The sequence below is a fragment of the Pseudoalteromonas sp. TB51 genome (assembly GCF_000498055.1).
In the GTDB taxonomy this organism is placed as follows: domain Bacteria; phylum Pseudomonadota; class Gammaproteobacteria; order Enterobacterales; family Alteromonadaceae; genus Pseudoalteromonas; species Pseudoalteromonas atlantica.
Map to the genome: position 1 here is coordinate 1 of NZ_AUTO01000055.1, position 26545 is coordinate 26545.

A 26545-nucleotide genomic window follows, 5' to 3' on the forward strand; every position below is an offset into this window, starting at 1 on the left:
GGTTTAATGGCAGCGGGCTGTGCTTATATGCTGTTAGCGCTATTGGTTAAATTTAAAGGAGTGGCAACACTTCATAAAATTTTGCCGCCTGTGGTCGTCGGCCCCGTTATTATGGTGATTGGTTTAGCCCTTGCACCGGTTGCGGTAAATATGGCAATGGGTAAAAGTGGCGACGGCAGTATTGAACTTATTGCTTACGATAAAGCCATTATTATTTCGCTGTTTTCTCTTGTTGTAACACTTATTTTTGCTGTGTGGGGCAAAGGTGTATATAAGCTGATCCCTATATTAGCCGGTGTTATATCGGGTTATGTTTTATCACTGGTAATGGGTGTGGTTGAATTTGGTAGCGTAAACGAAGCCAGCTGGTTGGCTGTACCAAACTTCACATGGCCCGAATTTAAGTGGCAAGCAATTCTCTTTATGGTGCCTGTTGCCATTGCACCTGCTATTGAGCATATTGGCGATATGATGGCTATTAGCCAAGTAACCAATAAAGACTTTTTAAAAAAACCAGGCTTACATCGCACCTTATTTGGGGATGGCTTAGCCACTGCCGCTGCCTCTTTATTTGGTGGTCCGCCAAACACTACTTACTCTGAAGTAACTGGCGCAGTGATGCTTACCAAAAACTTTAACCCTAAAGTAATGATGTGGACTGCAATAATAGCTGTGGTACTGGCCTTTGTGGCAAAAATGGGCGCTGGTTTACAAACTATTCCTGTACCTGTGATGGGCGGCATAATGATTTTGTTATTTGGCTCAATTGCGGTAGTGGGCTTAAATACGTTGGTTAAATCTGGTGATGACTTAACTGCACCCCGTAATTTAAGTATTGTGGCACTTATATTAGTATGCGGTATTGGCGGTATGCACATAGGTGGTAGCCAATTTAGCTTAGAAGGGGTTAGCTTGTGCGCCATTTTAGGTATTGTACTTAACCTAGTATTGCCAAAAGCTGAACCAGAAACTGATTAATTTTGCACTGTATGTAAAATTTACGCACCAAAATAGCGCATACTAATTGCGCTATTTTTGTAAGTCACTAATAATTAAATAAAAATAATAGTGGTCTAGTACCTGCATTTGTTACTTCATAATATAAGGAGTTACTATGTCAGAGGCCAGTATTGTGGATATAACCCCATTTTTAGCAAAGCACCAATTGCCTTTAAAGTATCAGTACCTTAGTGAGCAATTTTTTATCCCGCTTGCACACGATATTCTAGAATCAAAAAAAAATAACACCCCTATTTTTGTCGCCATAAATGGTTGCCAAGGTTCAGGAAAAACCACCCTCGCAGATTTTTTAGTTACTTGGTTTAGTAACAACACGCCGTTTACCAGTGTCGCGCTTTCTATTGACGATTTTTACTTATCTAAAGCGCACCGCCAAGGACTTGCCAAAGACGTACACCCATTATTTGCCACCCGTGGTGTGCCTGGCACCCACGATGTAGGGTTAATGAATACCACCATAAGCCGGTTACTTGCAAAAGAGGTTGGCGTGCCTTTGCCTAAATTTGACAAGCATCACGACGATTGCAGCCCCGAGCAAACATGGCAATGTAACAATAAACCCATTGATATTATTATTTTAGAAGGCTGGTGTGTAGGCAGTGAGCCACAACCGTTATTTTCTTTAAGTGAGCCTATAAACGAGTTAGAAACGCAGCACGATAAAGAAGGCGTGTGGCGTCGTTGTGTAAACAGTTGCCTAGCAAATGAATACAAAAGTGTGTTTAGTAAAATAGATTACACGGTGATGCTCAAAGCGCCGAGCTTTGAAGATGTATTTAAGTGGCGACAAGAGCAAGAACAAAAGCTTATTGCCACTAAAGGCGAGGGTGATGGCACCATGAGTGATGAGCAACTGGTGCACTTTATTTCTCATTTTGAGCGTATTACTCGCGAAAACTTAAACACCCTAAGCGCTAAAGCTAACGCCCTTATAGAGCTTGATAGTAATCGAGATATTAGTGCTATGCACTTAACCAGCGACGATACCCTGCAACCTATTATATTTACCGACTTAGATGGCACGTTACTCGATCACGCCGATTACAACACTAAAAATATCAGTAGCTTGCTGCAAGATTTACAAGCAGCCCACATTCCTGTGGTGTTTAATACGAGTAAAACATTTTGCGAAGTGGTTGAACTTAAAAACGAGCTTAATATTCAACAACCTTTTATTGTTGAAAATGGCGCGGCTGCTTATTTACCCGTAGATTATTTTGAGCTTAAACCCATTGGCTGCACACAAGTAGGGGCGTATTGGTGTTATGCATTTGCATCACCCTTATCTAACTTACTTAGTGATTTAGACTCCTTAAGCAGCGAATATAAATCGCATTATAAGTTATTTAGTGATTTGTCGAGCGAGCAAATATCATCCCTCACCGGGCTTGATGAAGCACATGCAAGGCGCGCTCAAACACGCGATTTTTCAGACCCACTTTATTGGCACGGAAGCGATGAATTACTTAATGCGTTTGTAAACGATGTTAAAGCTCTCGGCTACGACATAAAAATAGGCGGGCGGTTTATACATATTGCTAAAAACACCGATAAAAGCGCTGCACAGCAGTGGTTAGTTAAACAAATTTCACAACATTTTAGAAAGCCTCTCACGGTAATTGCACTAGGTGATAGTGACAACGATAAGCAGATGCTAGAGCAAGCTGATATCGCCATTATCATACATAACCCAAGCAGTAAAAAGCCGGTTAAGTTAACACATAACAAGGCGCGTTATTCGCAATCGCCCGCTCCACTGGGTTGGATTGAAGAAATAACCACATTGCCTTGTATTAGCAGCATTTTAAATACTATTGAGGAGCGAAAATCACATGGCTGATTTTTATCAAAATGGCATCATCACAACCTTACACAATATCGCCGATAGACCGGTAGAAGCGCTTGAAGAAGAGCTAATTAGTTTTAGTAAGCAACGGCCAATGGGGTTAATACTCCCTTCGTTGTTTAGTGAGCTTGAAGGCCCAGCGCTGCAAAACATTGTAAAAGAACTCAGAGAGGTTCCTTATTTATCGCAAATTACCATAGGTTTAGACAGGGCCGACGAGTCACAATACCGCCATGCTTTAGGCTTTTTTAAAGAGCTTAACCAAAACCACAAAGTGCTTTGGAATGATGGTCCCCGTTTGCAAGCGCTTGATAAAGAATTACAAGAGCTAGGCGTTGCACCGCGTGAACTTGGTAAAGGCAGAAACGTGTGGTATTGCATGGGTTATAAATTGGCTACTTCAGAGGTAGAGTCGATAGCCCTGCACGACTGCGATATATTAACTTACGACAGAGGTTTGTTAGCGCGCTTAATTTACCCTGTAGCGCACCCGCGTTTTAATTATGAATTCTGTAAAGGCTTTTACCCACGTACTGCAAACGGCAAAATTAATGGCCGAGTATCGCGCTTATTAGTAACGCCGTTATTACGCTCGTTCAAAACTATTTTAGGCAATACCGACTACCTTGAGTACATGGATACCTTTAGATACCCGTTAGCAGGGGAGTTTTCGTTTAGACGTGATGTGCTAAATGATATTCGTATTCCGAGTGATTGGGGCCTTGAAATTGGCGTACTAAGTGAAATGTACCGTAATTATTCGCATAATCGCTTATGCCAAGTGGATATTGCTGATAATTACGATCATAAGCACCAGGAACTTTCTCTTGATGACCAAAACGCCGGTTTATCTAAAATGTCGATAGACATAACCAAGGCACTATTTAGAAAATTAGCCACTCAAGGGGTTACTTTTACCAGCGAAACCATCCGTTCTTTAAAAGCAACTTACTACCGTATTGGTTTAGACTTTATAGAAACGTATCATAACGATGCACTGATGAATGGTTTAACCTTAGATGTGCACCAAGAGGAAAAGGCCGTAGAAATGTTTGCCAAAAATGTTATGGAAGCAGGTCAGCACTTTTTAGATAACCCAATGGAAGCGCCATTTGTGCCAAGTTGGAACCGTGTTGTATCAGCCATGCCAGATGTTTTTGAGCGCTTAAGAGAAGCGGTTGATCTTGATAATAAAGAATTTAGTGAATAAATAAAACAATAACAAGGGGCGCGTGTGAATACAGTAAGTGAATTATTTTTACAGCGGGTAGAGCAACATCTACATATTATTTATAAAGATGTTGTACTGCCCTTAAGTATTACAGAGCTGGCTGAGCAGCTTATAACTATAATTTTAGGCGACAGCCCGCTGCGCGACCCTACACCCCATACTAACCGTTGGGACGAGCAAGATATTATATTAATAGCCTATGGCGACTCTATTATTAAGCACGATGAGGGAGACCAAGCTGTTGCAAAACCTGTAGAAGCACCGCTTAAAACCTTGCACCGGTTTATAAAAGAGCAGTGCGATATGCAGCTTAATGCTTTGCATATATTGCCATTTTACCCGTATAGCTCTGATGAAGGCTTTGCGGTAATGAACTACGTGCAAGTAAATGAATCGCTAGGGGACTGGCAAGATATAAAAAATATCGCCAAAGATGTAAAGCTAATGGCAGATTTAGTGATTAATCATTGCTCTAGCCGAAGTGTATGGTTTGAAAACTTTTTAAACGATTTAGACCCCGGCAAAGATTACTTTAAAACGGCAAGTTTAACCGATGATTTATCTAATGTAGTACGCCCGCGTACGTCACCGCTATTAAATACGGTAACCACGCCAAGCGGCGAAAAACATGTATGGTGTACGTTTAGCCACGATCAAGTTGATTTTGATTTTGGTAACCCGGAAGTTTTAAAAGAGTTTATAAGTATTATTCGCCATTATTTAGATAACGGCGTACGTTTGTTTAGGCTAGATGCGGTTGCATTTTTATGGAAGCAGCTCAATACAAATTGCATTAATTTACCGCAAACGCATGAAGCAGTTAGGCTTATTCGCACCCTAATAGAGCATACTGAGCCAAGCGTTGTCATAATTACCGAAACAAACATACCAAACCAAGAAAACCTCTCTTACTTTGGTAACGCTAACGAAGCCCACAGTATTTATAACTTTGCCTTACCGCCCTTATTACTGCATACATTACTCAGTGGAGATAGCACAGCCATTAAGCATTGGATGATGAGTATGCCGCCTGCGCAAAACGGCACCACATACTTTAACTTTATTGCCTCGCACGATGGCATTGGGCTTAGGCCAATAGAAGGTTTGTTACAACCAAGCGAAGTAGCGTCATTGGTGAGTACGTCTATGCAGTTTGGCGGGCGTGTATCAATGCGCACCAGTAACGATGGTACGCACACACCGTATGAACTAAATATTGCACTTTTTGATGCATTACAAGGCACGCACAATGGGCAAGATAAGTTTGGCCTTGAGCGATTTATGTGTGCACACGCCATTATGTTTGCGCTTGAAGGGATCCCAGGGCTTTATATTCATAGCTTGCTTGGCACAACGAACGATTACGAACGCTTTGAAAACTCACAGCATAACCGTGCAATTAACCGTCATCGTTGGCAAGAGTCAAAACTATTATCGGCTTTAGGTGATAAATATAGCCATCATCACAAAGTGTTTAATGGTATTAAGCATTTATTAGGTATTCGAAAAAAACAAAGTGCATTTCATCCTAATGCCACGCAATTTACGCTGCACTTAGCGGGGGGGTTATTTGGTTTTTGGCGGCAAAGTATAGACAGGCGCCAAAGTATATTTTGCGTTTATAACATAAGTGATAAACCACAAGTACTTACCCTTGCAGATTTAAATTTAATTAACACCCAGCAGTGGTTTGATTTAGTGGCTAATGAAACAATTACCGAGGATCAACTCACTATAGAGCTAGAGCCATATCAAAGTGTATGGTTAAGTAATATTAAATAAAGTGCAGTAATACCAATTTGTAAAATAGCTCACTTAATTAAGCGCATTGGTATAAAAAGGCTCGCAGTGCGAGCCTTTAACTTAATTAATAAACGTTGTTACTAATTATAAGCTGTAGCTTAAGTTAATGTAGCCAAAGCGGCCAATGTTATCGTAACTTGCGCTGTTTTCGCCTGTCCCGCGTGTACCGTACGGAAGTTTACGATTAAATAGGTTATCAACACCTACTTTAACGCCTAAGCCGCTATCGAAGTTGTAACCCACTGTCATATCGGTAATAAAGTATTTACCGTAAGACATTTGGTTACTTGGGTTCGAGTTACTCGCAAGCTCTACATTTGTGTATAAATCAACTTCGCTGATAAAGCGTGTTTCAACCGTTGAATAAAAGTTATCCATTGCATAGCTTACAGATAGGTTAGTCTGCCATTTCGCTTCGCCGGTTGTACCTGCGTACTCAATATATGAACTAGGATCATCTTGGAACGGGTAATCTTTACGTTCAATTAAGTAAGTACCAATTAAACGTGTTTTAAAGCTACCTTCAAGCGCATCAAAGTCATAGCCTAGTTCAAAATCAACACCAGACGCCTTTTGACCAGCTACGTTAAGCACTGAGTTTTGAATCAGTGAAATTTCACCACTGGCATTACGTGTAATTAAATTACAGTACTGATTGTCTATACCTGTAGTGCTATCAACACAGCGGTCAAGAATTTCTTGCGCGTCGATTGTGTCAATTGCATTTTCTAGATCAATTTCCCAGTAATCTATAGTAAGCACAGCGTTTTCTAAAAACTCTGGTTGATAGACAATACCTACCGTTGTACTTGTTGACTCTTCACCTTTAACATCACGGTTACCGCTTGTTAAGCCATCTAAAGAGGCTGAGTCGTAACCTGAGTTAAAGTCACTTGCAACACCTAATGCAGCACAGTTTGCAGTGCGTGTTGCTGCATTTGATAAATTAGCTATGTTTTCAGCGCGGCACGGGTCTTCTACATTGTAGAAAGTTTGGCTTGCTGCACCAAATACTTCACTTATGTTAGGCGCACGAAGTGCTGCAGATTGCGTTACACGCACACGTAGTTCATCGTTAACAGTCCAATCAAGGCCTAGTTTCCAGCTAGTTGCTTCGCCAATTGTGCTGTAATCAGCATGACGTACTGCGGTATCAAATACTAAATCTTGAATAAGCGGTAAGTCAGTTAAAATAGGCATAGTTGCTTCAAAAAATACTTCACGCACATTAAACGAGCCTTTATCTTCGCCTAAAGCGTTAAAAAATGTACCTTCAGCGTTATCTGGCTCTTTTGTTTCGCTTTCTTCTTTACGGTATTCAGCACCAAATGCAACACCTACGTAACCTGCTGGTAATTCAAAAATAGCGCCATTGGCAAGTGAACCAGAAACCACGGTTTGCTTAATAGTTGATGTACCTACAGAGACCGTATTTATGTAATCAATCGCTTGTTGAGATGGTGCGCCAAAACCCATAATGTTAACCGGTACACAGCCATCAGCTTGTGCTGCAGCGCTGCGACATACGATGTTGCCATCTGCATCTTCAACGGCATCAAGGGCATTAAAGTAGTTGGCTAAAATCATATTAGCGCCATTTTCGCGCTCTAAGTCAGTTTGACCATACACAACTGATGTATCTAATTCCCAGTCTTCAAACACTGTCCCTTTTAAGCCTGTAACAAATCGGGTTGTTTCACGGGTATTATTTTCAACGCGGCGGCCAAGGTCACTCATCATGCGGTTTATCATGATTGAATCAACGCCTTCCTCTTGCATACGCGCTTTGATATCTGGGTCTAGGTAAGGGTTATCAATTTTAATGCTGTTGTCGCTGTCAAAAAAGAAAAACGCAGGTTGACCTATGCTTTCGCCTTGGCTGTTTACGTATTTTGCATCAAAGTAGACGTTTAAATCGTCGGTAACATCGTAGTTAACTTTAAAGTTTACGTTGTAACGCTCAAACTCAGGTTGTATTTCTTCAAATTGGCCTAGGTTAAAAAAGTCACATTCTGCACATGAATATGGATCTGCGTTATTGCCTATGTATAAGTCACGAGCACTGCTATCCGGGTTAAAGCTATTAATAAATTTACTTGGATCTTCAAGTGCATAAACACCTGCATCATTGATGGCGAAATAACCCGCATTAGGTGTTAAAATTTTATCAGGAAAGTCAGCACTATTTTTGTTCTCATCCGTTTGGGCTTGGTTAGGTAAGCTGCTAAAAGATGTGCTAGTCCAAGGGTGGTCAAGTGCATTTAATGAATCTTGGCCTGAGTACTCAATAGCAAAAGCGGCATTACCACGGTCGTTATCAAAATTAGAGCCGTACGAGAACGTTGCTTTTTCGTTGTTGTAGCTGTTTAAATCGGCAAAACCACGGGTAACGCTAAAATCCATACCTTCAATGTTGTCTTTTAATATAAAGTTGACAACACCTGTAACCGCATCAGCACCGTATACAGCTGATGCACCACCAGTAATAATTTCTACTCGCTCAACCCAGACGCTCGGAATAGTATTTGTATCTACAGCTTGAGAACCAGCTGAGCTAGATACGTGGCGCTTACCGTTTACAAGTACTAAGGTACGGTCGGTACCCATGTTACGTAAATCAAGAATGTTTAAACCAGCTGTACCAATAAAGCGGCCTGAGTTAGCCATTGAATATGTATTGCCAAGTGCTGGTAAGTTGTTTAGCGCTTCACCAATGTTTACAGCGCCAGTATTAATTAGCTGCTCGCCGCTTATAACTGTTACTGGTGCCGGCGCAATAGCGCCTTCACGTAAAATACGCGAACCCGTTACTTCAACGCGTTCGATTTTTGTCGCTTGCTCATCTTGTGCAAGCACAGAATTACTCGCTGTTGCAGCAGCAGTAATCAATGCACATTTAATGCTAGTAGAAAGTAAATTATGACGTTTCATGTGTTTCCCAAAGGAGATTTTATAATAATTAAATACATTATCTTTTAGCTAAATACACAGTGCATTTAGCCTAAGCCCTATAACTTTTGTTATAGGGCCGGCGATTATTGCATGCTGAAACAATGAATAGAAGCGTCGTAATTTTCGCTTTTTCAGTAAGTTAACTCTTTATTAAATTGTCTAAAGTTGCCGCTTGTTAGTATTAACGCAACAATAAATCACTCGGGTTTTGTTAATGGTAATGAGGGTTAAAAGGGCTTAGTGTTACATTTGTTGTTGTTTTACAGGTGTGTTTACGTTTGGTTGATTTATTGGTTTGTTTTTTAATCTTTTAATGGCTTTGAAGTTGGCGTGGGGCTTAACTATGTTTTGCTCGTAAATTGAACTACTGAGTTGAAAATGAGCTTTAATGTGTTTTTAATGTAATTACTTTGTGTCGGTTGGCCCCGAAAAAGTAACATGATGAAACAGTTATATGTTTCTAAAAACAATAAATTGAGTAAATTTCATCTAAAAAATAAAAAAGGCCCAATTAAGGGCCTTTCTAGGGAGGGTTAAAAACTAAAAATCGTATGATAAGTTTACATAGCCAAAACGGCCAATATTATCGTAACTTGCACTACCACTACCTGTACCACGTGTACCGTATGGAAGCTCTCTGTTAAATACGTTATCTACGCCTAATTTAACACCCATGCCATTATCAAAGTTATAACCTACTGTTATATCTGAAATAATATAAGTGCCATAGTTCATTAAGCTACTAGGGTTAGGGTTGTCTTCAAGTTCTTGCTCTGTGTATAAGCTCACTTGTTCAATATAGCGAGTGCTTAAAGAGGTGTAGAAACGCTCGTAGCTATACTCTATATTAATGTTAGCTTGCCACTCAGCTTCGCCAGTTGTACCCGCATATTCAATGAACTCTTCTGGTTCATCTTGGAATGGGAACTCTTTACGTTCAATTAAGTAAGTACCAATTAAACGGGTTGCAAAGCTACCCTCAAGGGCATCAAAGTCATAAGCAAGTTCAAAATCAATACCAGAAGCTTCTTGGCCTGATACGTTTAGAACTGAGTTTTGAATTAGCGTAATTTCACTGTTTGCATCACGCGTTATTAAATCACAGTATTGATTTTCAATACCTGAAGTGCTGTCGACACAGCGATCCAGAATTTCTTGAGATGCAATTGTAGAAATCGCATCTTCTAGTTCTATTTTCCAGTAATCTAGCGTTAATACTGCATTTTCAATGAAATCAGGCTGGTACACTAAACCTATCGTTGTACTTGTTGATTCTTCACCTTTAACATCACGGTTACCACTTTGTAAGCCTTCAAGTGTTTGTGAATCGTAGTCTGATTCAAAGCCAACTGGTACACCAAGCGCAGCACAGTTAGCACGGCGAGTGTCGCTATTTTGTAAATCATTTAAGTTATCGGCTAAACAAGGATCATCTACGTTATAGAAAGTTTGGCTAGGTGCGCCAAAAATTTCACCAATATTAGGCGCTCTTAGTGCTTCTGACTGTGTAAATCGCAAGCGTACTTGGTCATTAACAGTCCAATCTAAGCCAAGCTTCCAGCTTGTTGCATCACCAATAGTGCTGTAATCAGCGTAACGCACAGCTGCATCCAGTACTAAATCTTGAACAAAAGGAAGATCAGAGACTAAAGGAATAGTGGCCTCAGCAAAAACTTCATTTACATCAAATTCGCCCTTATCCTCACCTAAAGCATTGAAGAAAGTCCCCTCAGCGTTATCAGGTTCAATTGTTTCACTTTCTTCTTTACGGTATTCAACACCAAATGCCATACCAACGTAACCTGCCGGTACTTCAAAAAGTGCACCATTTGCCAGTGAAGCTGAAACCACTGTTTGTGTGATTTCAGAAGTACCGGTCGATACGGTATTAATATAATCAATGGCTTCTTGGCTAGGTGCGCCAAAACCCATAATGTTTACAGGCACACAGCCGTCAGCACGTGCAGCTTCACTACGACATACAATGTTGCCTTCGTCATCTTCAATTGCATCAAGCGCGAAAGAATAGTTATCTAAAATCATATTAGCGCCATTTACACGCTCAAGTTCGGTTTTACCACGAACCACTGAAGCATCTAGATCCCAATCTTCTAAAACTGTTCCTTTTAAACCCGCTACAAAGCGCGTGGTTTCACGCGTGTTATTTTCGATACGACGACCTAAATCTGTCATCATACGTAAAACATTAATCGAGTCGACGCCTTCACCATCATTAGCCTCTTCCATTAATGTTCTGACGCTGTCATCTAAGTATGGGTTATCTATACTGATTGTATTTCTAGGATCGCCAAAGAAGAATGCTGGTTGACCAATGCTTTCACCTTCACTGTTGACGTATTTTGCTTCAAAATAAGCATTTAAGTCTTCTGTTACGTCATAGTTGACTTTGAAATTAACATTGTATCTTTCAAATTCAGGTTGTATTTCATCAAATTGTGCAAGGTTAAACGAGTCACAATCGGCACACAGTAGTCCATCAACATTGTCACCAATATAAATATCACGCTGTGTTCCATCTGGATTAAACGTATTTACATAGCCGTTACCTACGCTAAATACGCCTGCGTTATTAATTGCATAGTAGCCTGCATTTGGTGTGTAAATTTTATCAGGAAAGTTTGGGTCATCTTTATTAGCATCAGTTTGTGCTTGGTTGCGTAAACTTGAGTAAGAGCCGTCTGTCCACGGGTGATCAAGTGCGTTTAATGAGTCTTGACCAGAGTATTCAACTGCAAATGCTGCGTTACCGCGGCCATTATCAAAGTTTTTACCATATGAAAAAGTGGCTTTTTCGTTGTTATAATCACTTAGATCAGAAACCCCTTTAGTCACACTTACGTTTAAGCCTTCAATGTTGTCTTTTAAGATAAAGTTAACTACGCCCGTTACCGCATCCGCACCATAAACGGCCGATGCACCACCGGTAACTATTTCAACGCGCTCAACCCATACACTTGGAATAGTATTCGTATCGACTGATTGAGAGCCCGCAGAACTTGAAACATGGCGCTTACCATTAACAAGTACTAAGGTACGGTCTGTACCCATATTACGTAAATCAAGAATATTTAAACCGGCAGTACCAATGAACCTGCCTGAGTTTGCAAGTGAGTATGTATTACCTAACGCTGGTAATTTGTTTAAGGCTTCACCAATATTAACTGCGCCGGTGTTAATAAGATCTTCGCCAGAGATAACGGTAACAGGGGCGGGGGCTATTGCGCCTACACGGCTGATCTTAGAACCTGTTACTTCTATTCTTTCTAATTTTTTTTCATCCTCTTCTGCCGCTAATGATGAAAATGCTAAACCTGCAGTTGAGAGACAAAGTGCAGCTTTAATACTGTGAGAGACTATATTAAACGTTTTCATTGAAATTCCCTAGATGATTACTTGTGATTTTAGGTACAGCTCTTGTGCAATGTGTATTAATTACTACGAGCTGTTTATTTATTATTTACATTGCACGTTAACAATTAACATGGATGTATATGGGAACAACTAATTTTCGCTGAAATCACAATAAAATAAGCCCAAATACAGTGTTAATTAAATGAAAAAAACATGCTTAACCCTTGTTTTAAAATAAGATTGTTCTTTTAATTGAAATTGTTGCCACTGTTTTTAAATTGTATTTAATATAGGTAATTCATGTATTTGTATTGATATTTTTGAGTTTTTATTAGGCGGTGCTAATTTCTATTGTCCCTTTTATGGGGTGTCTTTTTAAGGTGTATTATTTGTGTTTACTGTTTAGTTACATTTATAAAGGTACTACTTGTTACTTACTCGTTTATTGTAAAGCCCCTTTACAGTTATCTAGCTTCCTATGCGCCTTGAGTTACTTTATTACGTAAACTTGATACACTTATACTGTTTTTTATAAATAGGTTTTACCATGAAGTTTTTAGTTTTAATTTTTACTTTTGTATTCAGTACTGCGGCCTTTTCAGAGCAAGAAGTTGATCTCGAAGTTAATATGAAAAATACAGGCCTTGCATATAAAAATGCGGTGCAAGCAGTAGGTATAGGTGGCTTTAATACCGCCATAGATAAGTTTATTACTTTGGTTGAAACCAGTAAAAAAGCGACCTTTCATAAAGAAGCACAAATGTCGCTACAAGGGCTAGATAAAGTTATTGCGCAAGCAAAGTTGGCAAAAAAATTAGCGAATGAGCGCGGGCTTGATGCAGCAAAGCCAGCCCTTAAAAATATAGATGATTTACGCAAGAAGTATCATGAGCTGCACGAGCCTCCAGGTTTTTTTGACTTATTGTTTGGTAATTAACCTCAGCTTTTTTGTAAATTAATGTCGAGCAGTTATTTCAGCGCTACATATGCTAACTTTTTCGCAGTAGCGCATTATTGATGCGCAGATTTGTGATGTTTTAATAAAATGTATAGCTGCAGATTAAAAAGTTTGAATGCTCATTTTTCAATATTTTAGTAAAGCTCTTATCTAGGGTGCAGATTAATTAAGGAATAGTAATGGAAATTTCAGTGTCATTGTTAGAGGGTCAAAAACAAAGTGCAAAATTTGGCGACCTTGAAGTAATAAGCGATCAAAGTATTAGTGCTGGTGGCGGTGCCGAACACCCAGAACCGTTTGACTACTTCTTAGTAAGCATGGTGCTATGTGCTGGGTTTTATGCACGTAAATTTTGTGAGCAACGCGATATCTCTACACAAGGGATGACGCTTACGCAAAATAATGAAAACGTAGATGAAGAAGGTAAAAAATTATTTTCTATCGAAATTAATTTACCAGATGGCTTTCCTCAAAAATATAAAAAAGCACTTATTGCTGCGGTTAATACGTGTACTGTTAAAAAAGTGATTCAGGCCCAACCTGAGTTTTCTGTAGTTGTTAAATAAAAAATACGGGTAAACATGGTTCGTTTACCCGTATACTTCACGGAATTAGTGTTATTTTTTCTTCATTCCTTGTACTGCTTTAAAACGTGGATTGTCTTTACATATTACAAAAACACGTCCTTTTCGCTTCACTATTTGACATCCTGGTCGTTGCTTAGCGCTTTTAAGCGAGCTTAATACTTTCATTATTCACCTTTTTTGGCAGTAGATAAGTTTTTAAAGCGACGGTTAAACTGCGCGACACGGCCGTCACTAGCCACTGTTTTTTGCTTACCAGTATAAAATGGGTGTGAGTCGCTAGACACATCAATAGGCACATACGGATACGTTTTCCCTTCAAGCTCAATAGTGCGGCCTGTTTTAATGGTAGAGCCAATAATGAAGTAGCTATCGGCAGCTGTATCGTGAAAAGCAACCACGTTGTAATCTGGATGGATATTAGGTTTCATAATACGCCTCAAGGTGTTATGTGATAATATAACTATAGGTTATCGCGTTTACGGTATTCGTGCAAATGATTTTTACTCTCATTTACTGACGTTTTTGCTGGCTAATTGCGCAAACAATTCAAAAAATAACCACTTAAACCAAAAATACTGGCTATTAGTTTTTAGGCTGTTATAACTATATAAAAAGTGTTAACAAGAAAATTTTTACGGTTTAGAGGTAAGCTATGAGCGACGCAGCACAACAAGAACAAATAGACCAAGGGGTGATGGAAACCCTTAGAGAGCGCGATCACACAGTCTTATCTGAGCAAATTAATCCAATAGACTGTACACACAACGATATTATTGAGCTATTAGCACAATATATGGCGTTAAGTGAGCAAGATAACGACGAACTATTTGACGATTGGTTTGATAATCTAAATAAAGAACAGCACACTGTTTTAAAAGTGTTTGAGGTATACCGCGGCCAATACGAACACCAAAATTAATACTTAGGCGCCGGTTAAACATTCACTTAGCTGCGCCTTATTAATTAACCACCAACCTGAGCTTTGGATAATAAATCTATTTCAAGCTGCTAATTTGTTTTGTTTCACTTAAAATTTTAGCTAGCGAAAGCAAACTTAAATATTTTAACGCCAGCTCAGATTAATGAATGCAATTATAATCAGAGTGTTAAGGCATTTTCATACAGTTTTTGTCTGCATAGGGCGGGGCTAAACTGACATCAGGGTTCCAAATTCTACCCCACACTTTACTTAGGCTACTTAAATTTGAGCGCTGATTTAGTTTTTCAAAGTTGCTTACCTGCACTCCTTTGTTAGTTTTTTCTCCAACTGCAAAATTAAATACGTAATAACACTCCATGCCCATACGTAAGTCGGATAAAACAATTTTATTTTGCTGCTCTTTCACGCTATAAAAACCTTTAGTAAACCATTGTAAGCGTTGTACGCCCCATTCATTTTTAATATCGTTTAGCAAAGCGGGGCTTGTGTTATAGCGGTTTATTGTAACCTCTTCAGGGGAGTCAAATACCGAGGCATAACTTATGTAATATTGCCCATCAGACATCGCTACAACTCGCCATAGCAAGGTTGTAAGCGGGGCGGGGGTGCTTACATAGTTATTAATGTGTATGTGTTTATGTGCATACGCGGCGTCTATTTTATTGTTAATTATTACTTTTAAAATAAGAGAGCTACATAAATAAAGGCTACTGAGCACAAGCATAGCGGCGTTAATTTTATAAATGCGCGGTGTATGTATTTTAGGTATTAAAGTGCACAGAAAGGCCAACAATAACGGCAAGGTGTACAGGGGATCAATTATAAATATATTTGAAATAGCATAAGGGTGCTCGCTAAGCGGCCATATTAATTGCGTACCATATACTGTAAAGCTATCAAGTAATGCATGGGTCGATAAACATAAAAATACCAGCCAAAACCAGCGCGCTTTATGTATTTGCATGCCGGAGTGTATTTTTAAAATAAGCCAAACAATAAGGGGGCTAATTAATAAGTGCACAATAAACGAATGGCTAAAACCGCGATGATAAGTAAATGACTCCACTGGCCCGCCATAAGGAATAAAAACATCTAAGTCGGGTAAAGTACCTAAAGCAGCACCCCATAAAGCGGCTTTTCGGCCAATTTTATTACCTAATACGGCGTAACCTACTGCGCTACCTAAAACTACCTGCGTTAACGAGTCCATTTTATTCCTTTTTATTTAGGGTGTTAGTTATGCTGCCCTTGGGCTTAATACCAATCCACAATAATACTTAATCATATTGCGGGGCTAAACGTGTCGCTACCTGCGTTAAAAAATTTTAATTTACGACTGCATGGATGCAGAAGGTAGAGCAATGCAGTAGCAATTGCCGAGAACAACGAAATAGCCAATTTTTTGCCTAGCTATCAACACGTTTTTCCAGTCACAATATAGATTACTTAATTAAGCGTTTGGTATAAAAACGTCACTTATAATTTCAGCAGTGGTTTTATAAAATCTAAAAAAGCCATTATACGCGACGATACAGCACTGTTTTTGTAATACACCGCTTGCACAATTTCGCGGTTGTTTGGCGTGCTAATACTCCCTGGCAGTATTTCTATTAGCTTGCCTGATTTTAAATCACCACCAATCATAAAGTGCGAAAGCAGCGCCACCCCTTGGTTTGCCAAGCATAGCTGGCGTACAGTCTCGCCGNCGGTTAAGCCAAAATTTAAAGCTGTGGGCGATTTTAGCGGCCAGTTATTAAGTTTGGGCGAGTCGGTAAAACCAATGAGTCTATGCTGGGTTAAGTCGCTGGTGTGCGAAATAGTCGGTGTATTTTTAAGGTAACTAGGGCTTGCAACTAAATGCAATTCACTTACGCCGAGCTTTTTTGCATGTAGGTTGGAGTCTTTTAACTCGCCTATACGAATTGCTAAGTCGGTTTTATGTTCGAGCAAGTCAATAATGCTGTCGTGGGAGGTTATATCAAGCGTAATGTGGGGGTATTGCGTATTAAATTCAGCAATTAAAGGTACCAATTGGTGTAGTACAAAGGGGCTTGCTGCATCAATACGTAATTTTCCACTAGGGGCTTGTTTTAAAAGCTTTATTGCTTCTTCGCCGGTTTGTAAGGTGTTTAAGCCATCGCGAGCATATTTGATAAAGGTATGGCCCTCTTCGGTTAGCTCTAATCGGCGAGTGGTCCTATTTAGTAATGTACATTGTAACGTGTTTTCAAGGCGAGACACGGCCCGCGACACTTTTGCTACTTGCTGATCAAGCAAATTAGCTGCTGCTGAAAAGCTTCCGCTATCTACTACCGTTAAAAACATTTCTAAGTCTTCGGTTTTTGCATGCTGAGCCATACGTGAGCACCTTACTTTTGCATTAAGTACAAAAGTATTTTGTCACTAATGCTATTTTTTGCAAACACATTTTTAGTCAAACTGTAAGTCTTAACTAATAGTGAGGATTTAATTATGCCATTGGCTTTGTGGGCGCTCACTTTAAGCGCATTTGCAATAGGAACAACCGAGTTCGTAATAGTGGGATTAGTGCCAACTATTGCAAACGATTTAGGCGTAAGCCTACCTTCAGCGGGTTTGCTAGTTAGTTTATATGCAGTAGGGGTTGCCATTGGTGCACCAGTACTGACCGCACTAACTGGGCGTTGGAACCGTAAAATTGTACTAATAAGCTTAATGGGCTTATTTGTTTTAGGTAACTTACTTGCATGGCAAGCGCCTAGTTACGAAACACTAATACTAGCGCGTATTTTAACAGGCTTGGCTCACGGGGTGTTTTTCTCAATTGGCTCAATGATTGCCACAAGCTTAGTAAGCAAAGATAAAGAAGCCAGTGCTATTGCTATTATGTTTACCGGACTTACTGTAGCGCTAGTGACGGGTGTGCCACTAGGCACTTGGATTGGCCAACACTTTGGCTGGCGAGCAACGTTTTTAGTGGTATCGGTACTGGGTTTAATCGCTTTAATTGGCAGTGCTATTTTAGTACCAAAAAACTTAAAACAGTCTATTCCGGCAACGTTTAAAGAGCAGCTTCAGGTTATTGTTAAGCCGCGCTTATTACTCGTATATTTAATGACAATTTTAGGTTACGGCGGCACGTTCACTGCGTTTACTTACTTAGCACCTATTTTAGAGCAAGAAACAGGTTTTGCTCCTTCAGCGATTGGTTTAATTATGCTGGTTTACGGTGTATCGGTAGCCATTGGTAATATTTGGGGCGGAAAACTGGCTGATAAACGCGGCCCAATTAGCGCACTGAGTATTATATTTAGCGCGCTGACAATTATTTTATTGGCTTTTACTTTTACGATGGAATCAAAAGTAGCGGCCGTACTGACTATTTTAGTATGGGGTGCATTTGCGTTTGGTAACGTACCGGGCTTACAGCTTTATGTAGTAAAACAGGCGCAAAAGCATACTCCTAATGCGGTAGATGTCGCATCGGGCTTAAACATAGCAGCGTTTAATATTGGTATAGCACTGGGCTCAATTATTGGTGGCAGTGTAGTAGAGGGCATGTCACTTCAAGATACCGCTTGGATTGGCGCAGCAATTTGTGCTCTAGCATTAGTAGTAACTCGTTACAGTGGCATGCTTGATAAGCGAGAAGTGAAACAAGCATAAAGTATTCTGTTAAGGTTGAAACTTAAATTTATGACCTCATTACCTGTATTGAGGTCATAAATTTTTAGGTGACAACACAAAAGAAGTAAAAGGTGTATTTCGTAAAACTTTAAACAGTTTGTATTTTTAACCGATTATTTTATAAGGATAGAGCCATGACACAACGTGTAATAGAAATGCCAGATTTAGGCATGGGAACATTCCGTTTAGAAGGCGATACCGCCTACAATTCAGTAAAAATGGCGTTAGAAGTGGGGTTTCGTCATATTGATACTGCGCAAATTTATGGTAACGAAGAGCAAGTAGGCCAAGCCATAAAAGATAGTAATATTCCGCGCAGCGAAATATTTTTAACCACCAAAGTGTGGAACAACAAACTTAACAAAACTGACTTTATTGCCAGCGTTGAAAAGTCACTTGAGAAATTACAAGTAGACTCTGTCGATCTACTGCTTATTCATTGGCCTGCGCCTTCAAATGATGAGCCAATGAGTGAGTACCTAACGGAGCTTTTAAAAGCTAAGCAGCTTGGTTTAACAAAACATATTGGCGTATCTAATTTTACTATTGCCAACTTAAACGAAGCAATGCAAACACTTGATTCGCGTGAAATATTTACTAACCAAGTTGAGGTGCATCCGTATTTAACCAATACTAAGCTACGCGCTTTTTGTGCCCAGCACGATATTCACGTTACAGCGTATATGCCATTTGTAGTTGGTAAAGTACTAAAAGATCAAACTATTATTGATATTGCTAATAAGCATGAGGCATCACCAGCGCAAGTAGTTATTGCATGGATTAATGCCAACGGCATGACCACTATTCCATCGTCAACTAAGCGTAAAAACTTAGAAGATAACTTTAATGACCATGTTAAATTAGACGCTGAAGACATTGCTCGTATTGACGGACTTGATTGTGGCGACCGCCAAGCAACGCCTGATTTTGCGCCGCAGTGGGATCAGTAATAAAATACGCAAAACAACATTAGGTGTAGCAAAGCTGCACCTTTATTTTTTAAAAGGACTCCGTATGTTAACGGTAATTGCCACTATAGCGAGCAAAAATATCGACGCAGAGGTTGTTTTAACTGCGCTCGAAAATCTGCAAAAGTATTCACGTCAAGAAGTGGGTTGTTTGCGTTACGAGTTGTCGGTTAAACGAGACTCAGACAATACCGAGTACCTTGTAAGTGAGCAGTGGGCGTCGCAAGAACACTTTGAAGCTCATAAACAAGAGCCTCACTACAAAGCATTTGGTACCCAAGTTACCGGGCTTGTAACAAGCAGTAATATTGATGTGTACAACACCATCGGCTAGTAAAAAGCACTCTTAATATTGGTTAATGAGTAAAATACAGTGGCGGCGTAAGCATACATCGCCATTTGCGTTACTTAGTCTTTTAAATACCCACCTCGTATTAAAACCTCAGCCATTTTATTTAATCGATAAATCGTACTTTAAAATAAGTGCATCTATGTAACGGGCACGTAATGTGTGTTGTTTTTCGTGATCGGCGCCGTGGCCTAATGCTTTATTGAGTAATTTCATCGCGGGGTGAAGCTGCGTACGCTCTTGTTGATTTAAACTTCCTTTAGTGCGCAATTCAGTAATATCGTCTACCAGCAAGCGGCCTATATCCACACATACTATTTCGTCAATTAAACCGTTTTGTGTCAGTACGCCGTATTTGCTGCATAAAAACTGTTGCCACACTTGCTGTAAATGCTCGTCTATTTCGCAGCCAAATAATTCTTCATTAAAAATAAAACCTTGCTGGGCAAGTTTACTCAGGCTTGCCGTGTACTGCTGCGCAAAGTAATTAAAGGCATTGCTTGAGGATTCAATTTTTTGTTTAATTAGCCCTTGCCCCCAATTTACACAGCCGCGCGGGTAATAGTCATCGTACTCTTCACATTCATACAAACCAGAGTACGAGCTGCAACTTAATTGGCTTTTTATACAATAACTTGGTTTAGGAAAAATACTTTGCTGCTGCCATGTATCTAGTTGCTCGGCATCAATATTTAAAGCATGGCAAAGCTCATCGGTGTTATAAAAATGAGTGGCTAAGTAGTCAGATAAACGCATAATGGCTCGCTTAAAGTTAAAAACACAAACACTGTTTAAATGTACAGTATTTGTATTTTGTATTATCAAACTAAATAACACAAGCCATTTTACGTTTATTATTCGCTTAGGCCTGCAAAAATGCGTGCAAGTATGTTACAAATAGCGCAAGTTTTATAAATAATGAATTTTTATGCGCACCCTAGAACAAATTAAACAAGCAAGCTTAATTACCGCCATTAAAACCCCATACTTAGCGAATGGCGAAATAGATTTAGCAAAGTACGATGAACTCGTTGAAATACAAATTGCAGCGGGTGTAGATGGCATTGTGGTTGGTGGTACAACCGGCGAAGGCCAGCTAATGAACTGGGAAGAGCATTTAATGCTTATCGCGCACAGTGCAAATAAATATGGCGATAAGCTGGTGATTGTAGGGAATACGGGTAGCAATAATACCCGCGAAGCTATTAAAGCCACTAAGTATGGCTTTGCAAGTGGTATGCATGCCGCGCTGCAAATTAACCCATATTATGGCCGCACTTCTATTGCTGGTGTTAACGAGCACTTTAAACGTGTACTGGATATTGGCCCTGCGTTTATTTACAACGTAGCAGGGCGCACAGGGCAAGATTTAACCCCTGATATTATTGAGCCATTAGCAAAACACCCTAATTTAATTGGTGTAAAAGAATGTGGTGGTAACGAGCGTATTGCTCATTACGAACAGCAAGGCATTGCGTGTTGGTCAGGTAACGATGACGAAGCACACGATGCACGTCACACACACAATGCACACGGTGTTATATCGGTCACATCTAATCTTATACCAGGGTTGTTCCGCCAGTTAATGGATACTAAAAATGATGCGTTAAATACCTCATTACAACCTTTAATGAACTGGCTATTCTGCGAGCCAAACCCGATTGCAATAAACACCGCAATGATGATGACAGGCGCGGTAAATCCCGTATTTAGATTACCGTATGTGCCACTGAGCGATGAGCAACAAGCACAAGGCGAGGCCTTAATAAACGCGCTTAACGTTGATGATATTGTGGGCAATAAAGCTAAGTGTATAAAACAAAGTGATATTGCTTTGCTTTCTTAGGTTATATGAGCCAGCGCTGAACAGTTAGTAAGTGCTGGCATTTATTTAATGAATATTTTACTTTTATTGCTAATATCGGTAAAATTCTCGCCCCCTTACTTACTAAATAACGTTTATTTGTGAAATTTGTTGTTGAACAACTCGCTACATGGATTAAGCCTGAACAGCGACAAAGCCCCTCTGAAAATTGGTACGACTCATCACCAATTACATTAAGTTGGGTACCTGCAATGCAGCGCAGAAGAATGACACCATTTGTAAAAATGGTTTTACATACTGCGCACCAGGTTACAAATGATAAAGGGTATGAAAACATGCCTGTTATTTTTTCATCACGCCATGGCGATTTCCATAAAACAGCTAATTTATTAGGAGAGCTTGGTGAGAAACAACCTCTATCTCCGACAGGCTTTGGTTTAAGTGTGCACAACGCTGCGATTGGTATGTATAGCATTATTAGCGGTAACACCCAACCTATGAACGCTATCGCAGCGGGTAAGGATAGCTTTGCTTGCGCTTTGATTGAAGCATATATAAAGTTGGTTGAGTATAAACAACCACATATATTACTTGTGCATACAGATGAGTCACTCCCAGAGCCGTACACAACATTTGTTGATGAGGCACAAATAACACATTCTATTGCGTTAGTTATACGTTTAGCTACAGAAAAAGAAGCTCATTTTAGTTTAACTAAACAAGCCACTAACAATAGCGAACAAACAACTACTCCTTTAAGTTTAGAGCTTGCTAAAGCAGTGTTTAACAAACAAAGCGCCAGTGCTAATGGTTGGTTGTTAACACACTATGCTTAATACAATAATAAGAGTAATAGGCCTTGTTTGGCGCATTATAGCCACTGGCCTTTGTTTTAGTGTATTTGGTTTGGGTGGGCTATTTTTAGCCTTACTACTATTCCCCGTTCAACGTTTATTTCAACGCTGTCCTGTAAAGCAAAAAGAAGATGCGCGTACGGTAGTGCATTATAGCTTTAAATTTTTTGTCGCTTTAATGCATTATACTGGCGCTATCCGTTTTCATATTAAAGATAAAGCCCATTTAGCTAATTTGAAAGGCGAGCTTGTTTTGGCTAATCACCCATCACTTATTGATGTTGTGGTACTTATATCGGTTATTAAAAATGTTGATTGCGTTGTAAAAGCACACCTTTTTAAAAACCCTTTTATGCGTGGTGTGATAAAAAGTACAGGTTATATAAGCAATGAAGACCCGCAAGAATTATTAAAAGAATGCGAGCAAACACTAAAAAGAGGGAATAACTTAATTGTTTTTCCTGAGGGAACACGTTCAGTACCTCATAATTCGCTTAAATTTAAAAGAGGGGCTGCAAATATAGCCCTTAGATGTCATGCCCCTATAACCACCGTATTGATTAAAATGAAACCTAATACGTTAACTAAAGGGACGCCTTGGTACAAAGTAGCCCCATACCAAGCGCATTTTTCTATGCAACTAGCACCACATTCTTTCAAAAGCGATATTATTTATACAAGCGACGTACCTGCAATACAGTCCCGCCAGCTTACGAAAGGCTTACAACAATACTTTACAAAAGAGCTTAGCTATATATGAGTGAATTAAAACAACAAATTAAACAATTGATTATTTCGAGCCTAGATCTTGAAGATATGACCACTGCCGATATAAAAGACGACGAGCCTTTATTTGTAGATGGTTTAGGGCTAGATAGCATTGATGCGCTAGAGCTCGGGCTTGCTATCAAAAAAGAATTTGACGTAAAAATTGATGCAAATTCAGAACAAACTAAAGCGCATTTTGCGAGTGTTAACTCTTTAGCGCAATTTATAGAACAATCACGTACTTAATTAACACACACTAGGAATAATAATGAAAACCGCTGCTGAAATTTATGATGTATTACACGGCATTTTAGAAAATGAATTTGAAATAGATGCTGAAGATATCTCTTTAGAAGCTAACCTGTACGAAGATTTAGACTTAGACAGTATTGACGCTGTAGATTTAGTTGTTAAGTTACGTGAAATTACAGGTAAGAAAATTGAGCCTGACGCATTTAAACAAGTTCGGACTGTGCAAGATGTTGTATCTGAAATAGAAAAGCTCGTTAAATAAGCATGTTTAAGGCATTTTTAACAGCGTTAATAATGATTTTTTTAACCTGTTACCCTTTCATTGTTTATATAGGGCTGACACGTTTCAACAGTTATTTAATCACTGTGATTTTATTAACACTGTTAATAATAAGGCTTTGGTTAAGCAAGCCTTTATTAGCTAAAATGCCATGGATAAAGCCAGCCTCATTACTTGGAATTTTAGCTATTGGCTTATCTAAAACGATGGGCAGTGATTTTGGTATTCGGCTTTATCCGGTTATTGTAAATACTGTTATGTTTTTTGTTTTTGCTTACTCGCTTTATAAAGGTCCAAGTATCATAGAAACGTTTGCGCGTATCACTGAGCCAAAGCTTGATAAAAGAGCCATTTCGTACACTAAAAATGTAACTAAAATATGGTGCGTTTTTTTTGTTTTTAACGCCAGTATAGCGTTATACACTAGTGTGTTTACAGCTCTTGATGTGTGGGCATTTTATAACGGTTTTATTGCATACATTATTATGGGTGTTTTATTTGCAGTAGAGTGGTTAGTAAGGAAAAAAGTAAAAAGGAATGCAGGTGTTTAATACTTTAGATAACGCAAGCATAAATATTCGATTTAATCATAATGGCTCAGCGTTATCTGAGCGTCAATTTGTTAATGATATTAATCAAGTTTTGGCTAAAATTCCGCAATCGCCTACTAAAGCATCGGCAGTGCTTTTCAACAGTAGTAGCTATGATTTTGCTGTAAACCTTTTTGCATTGGCGCATAAAGGCTGGACTATAATTTTACCGCCTAATGGTCAAAGCGAAACACTCAATGCGCTTTTAGAGCAAACCCCTTACTATTTGGGCGATAGTGATTTAGTCGAACATGCGACTACGCCATTTGAAAATATTGGTAATTTAACAACTACACCTAACTACACACCGTTCAATAAAATTGCTTGGCCGAGTGAAGGTAACCTTGTTTTTTATACTTCTGGCTCTTCAGGTCAAGCTAAGCCTATTTTTAAATCGTGGCGAGTGCTTAATAAAGAGATAAAAACGCTCAACAGTACGTTTGCTTTAAAACGTAATCCTGTATTTATTGCAAGTGTTTCGCATCAGCATATTTACGGTTTGTTATTTAGAGTGTTATGGCCGCTTAGCAATAACCACATAATTGATACAGACTTGCTTAACTACCCCGAACATATTGCTACTAAACTTAAAACAATTACACAGGCCGTGTTTATATCCAGTCCGGCACAGCTAAAGCGGCTGCATCAAGATAACGTTTTAATAGAAGAAAAGTCACATTTACAGTGGGTTTTCTCATCCGGTGGGCCGCTTCAAAATGAAGACGCTGTCACTTTAAATAAACAGCTAAATAAACCCATTACTCAAGTATTTGGCAGCACCGAAACTGGCGGAATTGCATATCGTCAGGTTGTGTCTTTAGAGAATGTTAGTCATTGGCAACCATTTTTAGGGATCACATTACACAGTACCTCTGAACAACGATTAGTGTTGAATTCGCCTTTAGTTGAGCAAACAAACTATTTATTAGATGACCGAGGTACATTATTTAAAAATGGCCGATTTGAATTACTAGGTCGTTTTGACCGTATTATAAAGCTTGAAGAAAAACGCTTAAGCCTTGACGAACTAGAGCTACATTTATGCAAAAGTGAGTGGGTACAGGAAGCTAAAGTAATAATGCTAAATGGGAAACGTTTAGTATTAGGCGCTGTTATAGTGCTTACACATAAAGGACGAGCATATTTAAACGCCAATGGAAAGTTAGCGACTAATACGCTTTTAAAAACACATACATTGAATCGTTTTGAAGGGATCTGTACGCCTAAAAAATGGCGTTTTCTAAATCATTTACCCTACAACACGCAAGCTAAAATAAATTTAAAAGTATTGGAGTCTCTTTTTGTCAAAGCTGATTAACACAAAGCCTGAACTTGTTAACTGTGTATCGTCAACACAGAGTCATTGCCTAACGCTTTTTATACCGCCAAGTTTAGATTATTTTAAAGGTCACTTTAGTCAAGGCCCTATTTTAGCAGGTGTAGTGCAGCTCGATTGGGCCGTAGATGCCGTGCGAAAATACTTTAATGTTAAACGTGAAGTAAAAGATATTGAAGTGCTTAAGTTTCAGGTTGTTATTACCCCTGGTCTAACAATTAAATTAACTGTAGAAGAAAAGCCTGGCGGTAAGTATGGCTTTTCGTATCAATCAGATAAAGGCCAACACGCCTCTGGGCGTATAGTGTTTAAAAGTGATACAGATGAATAATTTTTGTATTGTTATACCTAATTTTAATCATGTAAGTGTTATAGATGAAGTACTTGCAACGTTAACTGAGTATACGCTGCCAATAATAATGGTTGATGATGCCAGTAGTGTGCAGGCTAAATCTCTTTTTGCTACTCTTGAGAAAAAATATGCCCACCTCACTCTTATATCGCATGAGCAAAATGAAGGCAAAGGTGGTGCGGTACAAACAGGATTGCGCTGCGCGTATGAGCAAGGTTATAGCCATGCAATACAAGTAGATGCAGATGGGCAACATAATTTATCAGATATCAAAAAGTTGATTGAGCTTTCAAACACACACCCACAGGCATTAATTAGTTGTTGCCCAGTGTATGATGAATCGGTTCCCAAGCACCGTTACTTAGCACGTTATTTAACCCATGTGTGGGTATGGATAGAAACGCTCAGCTTTAAAATTGTGGACTCAATGTGTGGTTTTAGAGTCTACCCTTTAAATGTGACTAATAAGCTTATAAGTGAGGTTAATCTCGGTAAGCGTATGGACTTTGATCCAGAAATACTGGTTAGGCTATATTGGCGCAACGTTCCATTTGTTTTTTTACCAAGCCAGGTTATTTACCCAGAAAATGGCTTGT

General features: G+C 39.2%; 26 protein-coding genes. 19 read left to right on the forward strand and 7 right to left on the reverse strand.

Going from position 1 to position 26545, the window contains the following annotated elements:
* The 4 genes from L650_RS0101830 to L650_RS0101845 form a co-directional block, all read left to right on the forward strand.
* A partial coding sequence (locus L650_RS0101830) for a uracil-xanthine permease family protein (RefSeq protein WP_029771976.1) occupies positions 1–978 on the forward strand: 978 nt, incomplete at its 5' end.
* A gap of 136 nt (positions 979–1114) precedes the next feature.
* The gene (locus L650_RS0101835; RefSeq protein WP_029771977.1) at positions 1115–2860 is read left to right on the forward strand and encodes an HAD-IIB family hydrolase; all 1746 of its coding nucleotides are present in this window, start codon (positions 1115–1117) and stop codon (positions 2858–2860) included.
* A complete protein-coding gene (locus tag L650_RS0101840; RefSeq protein ID WP_029771978.1) occupies positions 2853–4076 on the forward strand; it encodes a hypothetical protein in 1224 nt (407 codons plus the stop codon). The genes L650_RS0101835 and L650_RS0101840 overlap by 8 nt, the downstream gene beginning before the upstream one ends.
* Before the next feature lie 24 nt (positions 4077–4100).
* Positions 4101–5879 (forward strand): sugar phosphorylase, encoded by a 1779-nt coding sequence (locus L650_RS0101845; RefSeq protein WP_029771979.1) that lies wholly within the window; start codon positions 4101–4103, stop codon positions 5877–5879.
* Between the two features lie 105 nt (positions 5880–5984).
* On the opposite strand, the gene L650_RS0101850 is transcribed toward L650_RS0101845, so the two are convergent.
* Complete coding sequence (locus tag L650_RS0101850) at positions 5985–8831, reverse strand: TonB-dependent receptor domain-containing protein (protein ID WP_029771980.1); 2847 nt, start codon at positions 8829–8831, stop codon at positions 5985–5987.
* A 561-nt stretch (positions 8832–9392) separates the two neighbouring features.
* A complete protein-coding gene (locus tag L650_RS0101855; protein WP_029771981.1) occupies positions 9393–12245 on the reverse strand; it encodes a TonB-dependent receptor domain-containing protein in 2853 nt (950 codons plus the stop codon).
* Between the two features lie 526 nt (positions 12246–12771).
* Here L650_RS0101855 and L650_RS0101860 point away from each other — a divergent pair.
* Entirely contained in the window at positions 12772–13161 is a 390-nt protein-coding gene (locus tag L650_RS0101860) for a cytochrome b562 (RefSeq protein ID WP_029771982.1), read from the forward strand.
* Between the two features lie 200 nt (positions 13162–13361).
* Positions 13362–13748 (forward strand): OsmC family protein, encoded by a 387-nt coding sequence (locus L650_RS0101865; protein ID WP_029771983.1) that lies wholly within the window; start codon positions 13362–13364, stop codon positions 13746–13748.
* Positions 13749–13799: 51 nt separating this feature from the next.
* Here L650_RS0101865 and ykgO read toward each other — a convergent pair whose 3' ends face one another.
* Together ykgO and L650_RS0101875 are read right to left on the reverse strand one after the other, a co-directional pair.
* Positions 13800–13934, reverse strand: coding sequence for a type B 50S ribosomal protein L36 (ykgO, locus tag L650_RS0101870; RefSeq protein ID WP_004586489.1), 135 nt, complete (start codon positions 13932–13934; stop codon positions 13800–13802).
* Positions 13934–14197, reverse strand: a complete 264-nt coding sequence (locus tag L650_RS0101875; RefSeq protein WP_029771984.1) for a type B 50S ribosomal protein L31 — start codon at positions 14195–14197, stop codon at positions 13934–13936. The genes ykgO and L650_RS0101875 overlap by 1 nt, the downstream gene beginning before the upstream one ends.
* A 224-nt stretch (positions 14198–14421) precedes the next feature.
* Here L650_RS0101875 and L650_RS0101885 point away from each other — a divergent pair, with 224 nt between their 5' ends.
* Positions 14422–14688: a hypothetical protein gene (locus L650_RS0101885; RefSeq protein ID WP_024031803.1), complete on the forward strand. Its 267-nt coding sequence runs from the start codon at positions 14422–14424 to the stop codon at positions 14686–14688.
* 187 nt (positions 14689–14875) lie between these two features.
* On the opposite strand, the gene L650_RS0101890 is transcribed toward L650_RS0101885, so the two are convergent.
* Positions 14876–15919 (reverse strand): metal-dependent hydrolase, encoded by a 1044-nt coding sequence (locus tag L650_RS0101890; protein ID WP_029771985.1) that lies wholly within the window; start codon positions 15917–15919, stop codon positions 14876–14878.
* Positions 15920–16185: 266 nt separating this feature from the next.
* A complete protein-coding gene (locus L650_RS0101895; RefSeq protein WP_029771986.1) occupies positions 16186–17067 on the reverse strand; it encodes a LysR family transcriptional regulator in 882 nt (293 codons plus the stop codon).
* Between the two features lie 114 nt (positions 17068–17181).
* On the opposite strand from L650_RS0101895, the gene L650_RS0101900 reads away from it, so the two are divergent.
* The 3 genes from L650_RS0101900 (at position 17182) to L650_RS0101910 (ending at position 19677) form a co-directional block, all read left to right on the forward strand.
* Positions 17182–18354 (forward strand): MFS transporter, encoded by a 1173-nt coding sequence (locus L650_RS0101900; protein ID WP_004586485.1) that lies wholly within the window; start codon positions 17182–17184, stop codon positions 18352–18354.
* Positions 18355–18509: 155 nt separating this feature from the next.
* Positions 18510–19325: a 2,5-didehydrogluconate reductase DkgB gene (dkgB, locus tag L650_RS0101905; protein WP_004586484.1), complete on the forward strand. Its 816-nt coding sequence runs from the start codon at positions 18510–18512 to the stop codon at positions 19323–19325.
* A 64-nt stretch (positions 19326–19389) separates the two neighbouring features.
* Positions 19390–19677 carry a putative quinol monooxygenase gene (locus tag L650_RS0101910; RefSeq protein WP_004586483.1) on the forward strand — a complete coding sequence of 96 codons (288 nt, stop codon included), beginning with the start codon at positions 19390–19392 and terminating at the stop codon, positions 19675–19677.
* A 117-nt stretch (positions 19678–19794) separates the two neighbouring features.
* Here L650_RS0101910 and L650_RS0101915 read toward each other — a convergent pair whose 3' ends face one another.
* Positions 19795–20448, reverse strand: coding sequence for a DUF6058 family natural product biosynthesis protein (locus L650_RS0101915; protein WP_024031799.1), 654 nt, complete (start codon positions 20446–20448; stop codon positions 19795–19797).
* A gap of 172 nt (positions 20449–20620) precedes the next feature.
* Between L650_RS0101915 and dapA the strand changes: the two genes are divergently transcribed.
* The 9 genes from dapA to L650_RS0101965 form a co-directional block, all read left to right on the forward strand.
* Positions 20621–21538 (forward strand): 4-hydroxy-tetrahydrodipicolinate synthase, encoded by a 918-nt coding sequence (gene dapA / locus L650_RS0101925; RefSeq protein WP_029771987.1) that lies wholly within the window; start codon positions 20621–20623, stop codon positions 21536–21538.
* Positions 21539–21657: 119 nt separating this feature from the next.
* Positions 21658–22353 (forward strand): beta-ketoacyl synthase chain length factor, encoded by a 696-nt coding sequence (locus L650_RS0101930; RefSeq protein WP_029771988.1) that lies wholly within the window; start codon positions 21658–21660, stop codon positions 22351–22353.
* Positions 22346–23131, forward strand: a complete 786-nt coding sequence (locus L650_RS0101935; protein ID WP_029771989.1) for a lysophospholipid acyltransferase family protein — start codon at positions 22346–22348, stop codon at positions 23129–23131. Before L650_RS0101930 ends, L650_RS0101935 begins: the two co-directional genes overlap by 8 nt.
* Positions 23128–23385 (forward strand): phosphopantetheine-binding protein, encoded by a 258-nt coding sequence (locus L650_RS0101940; protein WP_004586478.1) that lies wholly within the window; start codon positions 23128–23130, stop codon positions 23383–23385. The genes L650_RS0101935 and L650_RS0101940 overlap by 4 nt, the downstream gene beginning before the upstream one ends.
* Before the next feature lie 22 nt (positions 23386–23407).
* A complete protein-coding gene (locus tag L650_RS0101945) occupies positions 23408–23653 on the forward strand; it encodes an acyl carrier protein (RefSeq protein ID WP_004586477.1) in 246 nt (81 codons plus the stop codon).
* 164 nt (positions 23654–23817) lie between these two features.
* Positions 23818–24222 (forward strand): hypothetical protein, encoded by a 405-nt coding sequence (locus L650_RS0101950; protein WP_223230511.1) that lies wholly within the window; start codon positions 23818–23820, stop codon positions 24220–24222.
* Positions 24209–25579, forward strand: a complete 1371-nt coding sequence (locus L650_RS0101955) for an AMP-binding protein (RefSeq protein WP_128081035.1) — start codon at positions 24209–24211, stop codon at positions 25577–25579. Before L650_RS0101950 ends, L650_RS0101955 begins: the two co-directional genes overlap by 14 nt.
* Complete coding sequence (locus L650_RS0101960; RefSeq protein ID WP_029771994.1) at positions 25563–25928, forward strand: hypothetical protein; 366 nt, start codon at positions 25563–25565, stop codon at positions 25926–25928. The genes L650_RS0101955 and L650_RS0101960 overlap by 17 nt, the downstream gene beginning before the upstream one ends.
* A partial coding sequence (locus tag L650_RS0101965) for a glycosyltransferase family 2 protein (RefSeq protein WP_029771995.1) occupies positions 25921–26545 on the forward strand: 625 nt, incomplete at its 3' end. The genes L650_RS0101960 and L650_RS0101965, both read left to right, overlap by 8 nt.

Bases quoted from the DNA above. Each gene is read 5' to 3' on its own strand.
- L650_RS0101955 (WP_128081035.1), top strand. From the start codon at position 24,209: ATGCAGGTGTTTAATACTTTAGATAACGCAAGCATAAATATTCGATTT.
- L650_RS0101885 (WP_024031803.1), top strand. From the start codon at position 14,422: ATGAGCGACGCAGCACAACAAGAACAAATAGACCAAGGGGTGATGGAA.
- L650_RS0101840 (WP_029771978.1), top strand. From the start codon at position 2,853: ATGGCTGATTTTTATCAAAATGGCATCATCACAACCTTACACAATATC.
- L650_RS0101945 (WP_004586477.1), top strand. From the start codon at position 23,408: ATGAAAACCGCTGCTGAAATTTATGATGTATTACACGGCATTTTAGAA.
- L650_RS0101935 (WP_029771989.1), top strand. From the start codon at position 22,346: ATGCTTAATACAATAATAAGAGTAATAGGCCTTGTTTGGCGCATTATA.
- L650_RS0101835 (WP_029771977.1), top strand. From the start codon at position 1,115: ATGTCAGAGGCCAGTATTGTGGATATAACCCCATTTTTAGCAAAGCAC.
- L650_RS0101855 (WP_029771981.1), bottom strand. From the start codon at position 12,245: ATGAAAACGTTTAATATAGTCTCTCACAGTATTAAAGCTGCACTTTGT.
- L650_RS0101915 (WP_024031799.1), bottom strand. From the start codon at position 20,448: ATGCGTTTATCTGACTACTTAGCCACTCATTTTTATAACACCGATGAG.
- L650_RS0101850 (WP_029771980.1), bottom strand. From the start codon at position 8,831: ATGAAACGTCATAATTTACTTTCTACTAGCATTAAATGTGCATTGATT.
- ykgO (WP_004586489.1), bottom strand. From the start codon at position 13,934: ATGAAAGTATTAAGCTCGCTTAAAAGCGCTAAGCAACGACCAGGATGT.
- L650_RS0101865 (WP_029771983.1), top strand. From the start codon at position 13,362: ATGGAAATTTCAGTGTCATTGTTAGAGGGTCAAAAACAAAGTGCAAAA.
- dkgB (WP_004586484.1), top strand. From the start codon at position 18,510: ATGACACAACGTGTAATAGAAATGCCAGATTTAGGCATGGGAACATTC.
- L650_RS0101875 (WP_029771984.1), bottom strand. From the start codon at position 14,197: ATGAAACCTAATATCCATCCAGATTACAACGTGGTTGCTTTTCACGAT.
- dapA (WP_029771987.1), top strand. From the start codon at position 20,621: ATGCGCACCCTAGAACAAATTAAACAAGCAAGCTTAATTACCGCCATT.
- L650_RS0101940 (WP_004586478.1), top strand. From the start codon at position 23,128: ATGAGTGAATTAAAACAACAAATTAAACAATTGATTATTTCGAGCCTA.
- L650_RS0101890 (WP_029771985.1), bottom strand. From the start codon at position 15,919: ATGGACTCGTTAACGCAGGTAGTTTTAGGTAGCGCAGTAGGTTACGCC.
- L650_RS0101950 (WP_223230511.1), top strand. From the start codon at position 23,818: ATGCCATGGATAAAGCCAGCCTCATTACTTGGAATTTTAGCTATTGGC.
- L650_RS0101900 (WP_004586485.1), top strand. From the start codon at position 17,182: ATGCCATTGGCTTTGTGGGCGCTCACTTTAAGCGCATTTGCAATAGGA.
- L650_RS0101910 (WP_004586483.1), top strand. From the start codon at position 19,390: ATGTTAACGGTAATTGCCACTATAGCGAGCAAAAATATCGACGCAGAG.
- L650_RS0101860 (WP_029771982.1), top strand. From the start codon at position 12,772: ATGAAGTTTTTAGTTTTAATTTTTACTTTTGTATTCAGTACTGCGGCC.